The organism is Microcoleus sp. (genome assembly GCF_049646505.1).
Taxonomy (GTDB): domain Bacteria; phylum Cyanobacteriota; class Cyanobacteriia; order Cyanobacteriales; family Microcoleaceae; genus Microcoleus.
The window spans coordinates 22,764-28,763 of sequence record NZ_JBARVX010000598.1; the positions used below are offsets into that span (position 1 = coordinate 22,764).

Here is a 6,000-nt window from a genome sequence, read left to right on the forward strand (position 1 = left end):
TAATAATACCAAATTCATAAAATAGCGCTACATATCTACCCCCCCCAACCCCCCCTTATAAAGGGGGGGAGTCAAACTTTCGGTAGTAGCATAACTTTATGAAATTGGTATAACAATGACTAATGACTAATGACTAATGACTAATGACTAATGACTAATGACTAATAACTAAGAGGGCGGGCACTCTTGGCACCGCCCCTACCAACTAACAACTAATAACTAACAACTAATAACTAACAACTAATAACTAATGACTAATGACTAATGACTAATGACTTCTTCTATAACATTTGCAATTGACAATCATGCAAACTACAGAAAACACCATCAAAATTGTCCTCGCGCCGGGAAATTTGCGCCGCGTTCACCATATTGCTTTAAACGTGCGGGACATGAAAGCTTCCCGCTACTTTTACGGTACAATTCTCGGCTTGCACGAACTCGCAGGTGCAGAAATTCCCGCAAGTTTAACAGAAATGGTAGCAGCGGGTAAAGTGGCTAATTTCATCACCCCAGACGGGACTGTAATTGACTTATTTTGGCAGCCAGATTTGGAACCGCCAAACCCTGACCCGGAGAAAGCTTTTACTCGCGCCAACCACTTGGCTTTTGATATCGAGCCGGATTTGTTCGATCGCGCGATCGAAGTGCTAAAGTCAAATCAAATTGCGATCGACAGCGGCCCCGTCACGCGCGCTACAGGACGCGGCATTTACTTTTACGATCCCGACGGATTTATCATCGAAATCCGCTGCGATGCAGATTAAACAGGCGCGATCGGGTTTGCGGTGCGCTATCGACGCCCTACATTTACTAGATTTAGAGTTGTTTCACTTTCCTCTTTGCTAATAGGTTGCTTGGGCCAAGTAAATCTAAAAATTGCTCCTTCACCGACCGCAGATTCCAGCGAAATACTGCCTCCTTGGCCTTCGACAATCTTCTTCACCAGCGACAAACCAATGCCAGTATTTTCAACTTTATCGCGAGCTTCCAATGTCTGAAAAATCACAAAAACTTTATCGTGATATTGAGCAGCAATCCCCGGCCCGTCATCGGCTACTGAAAATTCATAAAAATCATCTAACTCTTTAACTGATATATTTACGTGACCGGATTCAGCTCGATTGTGCTTGATGGCGTTGCTAATTAAATTAGCAAAAACCTGGTACAGCGCCAATTTTTCGGCCGCAAAAGTTGGCATTCCCGGTTCAACTTTCACCTCAAATCCCGGCGGCGGTGCCAAGGAATCAATAATTTCTGCTAATAAATGCTCAACTTTTACGGTTTCTGAAGCTACTTGAATGCGCCCGACGCGGGAATATTGCAGCAGTCCCTCAATCAATGCTTCCATCCGGTGAACTCTGCCGCGCAGCAGGTTCATTTGGTGCAGAGTATCCTCTGTCATCGAGTCGCTGAGGTCTTCTTCTATCCAACTGCTGAGATTGGCGATCGCCCGGAGCGGCGCTTTCAAATCGTGAGAAACTACATAAGCAAACTGGTCTAATTCTTGATTGCGCTTTCTCAAAACATTGGTCGTTTTAGCCAGCGAGTGCGCCATCCAACTCAATTCTTGAGTGTGCAACCTGAGCGATTCCTCAGCTTGTTTGCGTTCCCTAATATCCTCTATCACACCCATCAAAAATTGACTGCCGTTTTGTTCTCGCAGCAGCGAAACCGTCAAGTTTGCCCACACCAAATCTCCGTCTTGGCGCAGGTAGCGCTTTTCCACACGGTAATTTTCAATTTCTCCTACTAACAATTGGTGCAAAAGTTCCTGTTCCTTTTCCAAATCTTCGGGCAAAGTAATGTCCTGAAATCTTTTTTGGATCAATTCTTGGCGGCTGTAGCCCAAAATTTCGCAAAGCTTTTGATTGACTAACACAAATTTGCCTTCTACAGTGGCTTGGGCCATGCCGACTGCCGCTTGTTCAAAAGTATGGCGAAACCTCTGGGCGCTTTCGGCTAAGGCAATTTCTGAGCGTTTGCGATCGCTAATATCGTTGCTGATTTCCAAAATAGCTGCGGGTGTGTTTTGCTCGTCGCGCTGCAAAGTCCAGCGGCTGGCAACCGTTATTTTTGTGCCGTCTTGCTTGGTACGGATTAGTTCTCCTTGCCAAGAACCCCGCTCAAAAAGCTCTTGTTGAATTTCCTCGAAAGGTTGCGTCCATTCTGTTTGCAAAAGATCGTGAATATTTTTTCCTATTGCTTCCGACTTCCGCCACCCGTAGAGCCACTTCGCCCCCAAGTTCCAATAAAAAATCTCTCCGTTCAAGTCTAGTACCGCGATCGTATCGTTCGCCAAATCCAGCATTTGCGCTTGCTTGCGGAGAGTTTCCTCAGTTTGTTTCCGTCCTCTGATATCGCGGCAAATTGCAATAAACAATTGTTGATTTGCCAGACGCATTTCGCTGATGGCCAACTCCATCGGAAACTTGGTTCCGTCGCTGCGAATTCCAACTGTTTCTTGCTGGTAAGTATTCAGCTTAGCATGGGGATTTAACACAAAATATTCTACTGAATAATCCCCAGTGCTGCTGTGCGGTTGCGGTTTAGCTATCAGCTTGCGGAGGTTCGAGCCAATTGCGCGATCGGTCGATCGACCAAAAATTTTTTCTGCTGCCGCATTAAAAGACTCAATATTTCCCCGTTCATCCAAAGTGATAATCCCGTCAGCCGCATTATCTACCACAGCTTGAATGCGGGCTTTGCTTTCTTGCAAGCCAGCTTCCCGCTTCTTCAATTCCTTGTCTAAACTATCAAATAAATACCAGGAAGCCACGCCACCCAAACAGCCGACAAGCAAACCACCAACTTGCAGGTAATTAGTTAAATCTCTCAACTCCCGTATTTGTCGCTCTTGAACTTTCTGGTAAGCTTCGTTGGCACCAGCAAAGGCATCGATTTTTTCGCGCAGCTTATCCATCTGCAATTTACCTGCGCCCAACACCTGAATTATTTCCGGAGACGGCAACTTTGTTTCCGAACTCTCAAGCTTATTTAAAGTATTTTGCAACAAATTTATGTATTGTTCGGTACTTTTTTTAATTTGTTCAAATTCCTTAAATTCTGATTTATTTTCTCGCAGCATAAACTTGAGTTTAGCCAGCAGCGGAGGTACAGTTTTTTGGGCTTCTAAGTATGGTTGTAAAAAATCGCGGCGCTTGGTCAAGCCGTAACCCCGAATTCCGGTTTCTGCATCCACTACCGCTGTTAACAAGCGGTTAGTTTCCTGAAGTATTTCCTGATTGGTATTGGCTTGCTTTCTGAGCTGTATGGCACTCTTCCGGAGTCCTGAAATCGCTATCAGCGAAGTAAACAGACAAACAACCGGGATAGCAACGATGATTGTTCCCCGCTGGCGAATTGGTCGGTCTGTCCAGATTTGTTGGACGAGGCGATCGAGCAAATACTTCACGGATATTGAAGGAGAAAGTTTGCTGGCAGTATATCGCTTTTTGGCAATTTATGCTAGAGATCCGTTTTTTTGTTGGGCGATCGCCCGGGCGCAACCGTGGAAACTAGATTATGCCCGCGGCAATTGCTACCGGGCCAGAGTCACAACAGATTTTTTAGCCAGCTTTTTAAACGGAGGCAAAGAGAAGGCAAGGGGTTTTTTCGGCAGCGAGATTGCGGGCGAAGCAGAAATAGTTGTTTCTACTTTACCTTCGTTTTCGCGATCGGCTTTGGCTGTCAAACTAGAGTCTGTTTCGCAAGGACTCTCAACTGTTAGGACTACGGTAGTCCACCTGCCTGTAGCGGGATCGCGATGACAAGTGAAAGGATTTGTTTTTAGCGGTTGACTGCAAGGTTTAATCATGTAGATGCACTCCTTTGATTCTGAAAACTTGCGCGCTGTTGAAGGCGGCATTGCTATGAAGCTAATAGAGGCAGCAGTTTAAAGGCGATCGGGAGGCGGCAAAAGGGGCAGATTGTGTTTCTGCGTCCTTAGACTTTTGATAATTCCTGATTTCCTGTTAACTTTTGCCTTTTACTGGTTAGCGACCATAGCATTACTTTTACCAAATTGTCTTTATACAAGCAATCCCCCACTTCCTTTAATCAGGCTGAGGTGCGACTCTTGGATGCAGGCAGGCGATCGGTTCTGCTCGGGGCAGAAGTTTAAGATAATATTAGGTATTCTAGACCGATCAAAAATATTATTGTGTGATGAGCAACAGAGGTCGATCGCGATCGGTGTCACAATTCAAACGGGAATAGGTAATTGGGAATTGGGAATTGGTAATCGGTAATCGGTAATTATTCTCTCTTGCATCTGATATCATTTCCGGCTGCATCGGTATTGTTCAAACTCTCAACGCCGTCATTCGATTTTAGATTTTAGATTTTAGATTTTGGAGGCAACCCCACAGATAAATTCGGGGGCTTGAGACAACAAAAACGGTTCGTCCGCTCCATTTCTCGGACTAAAGTCCGCACTGCGAACCTTATTGATTGCATTCAATCCAACAGATAATGATATTATTAGAATTTTGTCATTGAGAATCGGTTGACTAATGACCAATGACTACCCTTCGACTTCGCGAGCGGGCAAGGGCCCGCACGGGGGCACCGCCCCTACTGACTAATGACTAATGACTAATGACTAATGACTAATGACTAATGACTAATATCAACTTTTGCCTTTAATTTAACAGTAAAAGTAGAGCCAACACCCAACTGACTCTCAATAGTGACATCGCCGCCCATCATCTGACAAAACAAGCGGCTGATCGTCAATCCCAAACCGGTGCCGCCGTACTTGCGAGTAGTCGAAGCATCGCCCTGCATAAAAGGTTGAAACAAACTCTGCTGCTGTCCGGCAGACATTCCAATCCCGGTATCAGATACCTGCAAATAAACCCAATCGCTGCCGCCTGCTGGTTCCCTAGTCGCGCCCAGCAGCACTGTTCCACCTTCGGTAAACTTCAAGGCATTCGAGAGCAAATTGAACAAAATTTGCCGCACTTTAGTTAAATCTGCATACATCAATCCCAAATTCGGACAGCAAGAAACTTCTAGTTGATTGTGATTTTTTTCGACCAAAGGGTGCAAAGTTGCCACGACTTCTTCGATTAAATTCCCGATGTCAAATTTTTCTAAATAAAGCTCCATTCGACCGGCTTCTATTTTAGAAAGGTCTAGGATATCGTTAATTAAAGTCAGCAAGTGTTTGCCGGCGTTGCGAATTTTTTGGGTATCGGGAATGATGTCTTCGAGTCCCGATTCCAGTGCTTCTTCTTGTAGCATTTCGCTGTAACCGATAATCGCGTTGAGCGGAGTCCGCAGTTCGTGGCTCATATTAGCGAGAAAAGTGCTTTTAGCTCTCGAAGCTGCTTCAGCTTTGTGCAAGGCTTCTTGCAAAGCTATTTCGGTTCTTTTGCGCTCGGCAATTTCGATGCGGAGCAGTTTGTTGGCGGCGGTGAGTTGAGCGGTGCGCCGATCGACTGTCATTTCTAGCTGAGCTTTGGCTTTGGAAAGTGCTTCCTGAGCGCGCTGGCGTTCAAATCCTTCGATCGCCAGCGCGACCAAATTTGCCAAAGAATCGGCGAAGGTGCGTTCCTCCAGAGCCCACTGGCGGGGCGCGCCGATATGTTCCAAAGAGAGGATGCCCACGATCTGACCGCCGAGCCTAATTGCTACGTTTAAGATCGATGAATTTGGTTTGCTCTGATTCGGCAGCACGGCGGAGTGTTCGGCTACCGAAGATGAGCCGCACAAATTTGTGGCGATCGAGTGTTGAGTGCTGGGTTCAGGTTTCAAAGCTTCGTCCTCAGCTAAGTTTTCGCCCGGTGCGGCTCCTCCGACATCATCTAAGATTGATGAAAGTTCTAAATCGCTGGCTGCCGATAGGGGCTGGCGGCTCAAATGATTGTCGCTGGCGCGATCGTACAAGTCGAGACAAACTAATCTGAGGCTGGGGTTTTTTTGCTTGAAATGATTCACCTTAGCTGCGTGTTGCGGCCTTGCCGGCGTTTCTGTATCGATTGCCTCTGTTTGGTT

The 6,000-nt window shown here is 46.1% G+C and carries 4 protein-coding genes; 2 read left to right on the top strand and 2 right to left on the bottom strand.

The genetic code is table 11. The features are described 5' to 3' along the window. Positions 1-305 precede the first annotated feature (305 nt). Complete coding sequence (locus WBA89_RS28050; RefSeq protein ID WP_424410909.1) at positions 306-767, top strand: VOC family protein; 462 nt, start codon at positions 306-308, stop codon at positions 765-767. Positions 768-793: 26 nt separating this feature from the next. Here WBA89_RS28050 and WBA89_RS28055 read toward each other — a convergent pair whose 3' ends face one another. After that, positions 794-3,415, bottom strand: coding sequence for a PAS domain S-box protein (locus tag WBA89_RS28055; RefSeq protein ID WP_424410910.1), 2,622 nt, complete (start codon positions 3,413-3,415; stop codon positions 794-796). On the opposite strand from WBA89_RS28055, the gene WBA89_RS28060 reads away from it, so the two are divergent. After that, entirely contained in the window at positions 3,342-3,770 is a 429-nt protein-coding gene (locus WBA89_RS28060) for a hypothetical protein (protein ID WP_424410912.1), read from the top strand. The two genes, WBA89_RS28055 and WBA89_RS28060, sit on opposite strands and share 74 nt — an antisense overlap. An 847-nt stretch (positions 3,771-4,617) precedes the next feature. On the opposite strand, the gene WBA89_RS28065 is transcribed toward WBA89_RS28060, so the two are convergent. Continuing rightward, the coding region (locus WBA89_RS28065; protein ID WP_424410911.1) for a sensor histidine kinase at positions 4,618-6,000 on the bottom strand (1,383 nt) is incomplete at its 5' end.

Excerpts from the sequence above, each read along its gene's own strand:
- WBA89_RS28050 (WP_424410909.1), top strand. The coding sequence starts at position 306 with ATGCAAACTACAGAAAACACCATCAAAATTGTCCTCGCGCCGGGAAAT.
- WBA89_RS28060 (WP_424410912.1), top strand. The coding sequence starts at position 3,342 with ATGATTGTTCCCCGCTGGCGAATTGGTCGGTCTGTCCAGATTTGTTGG.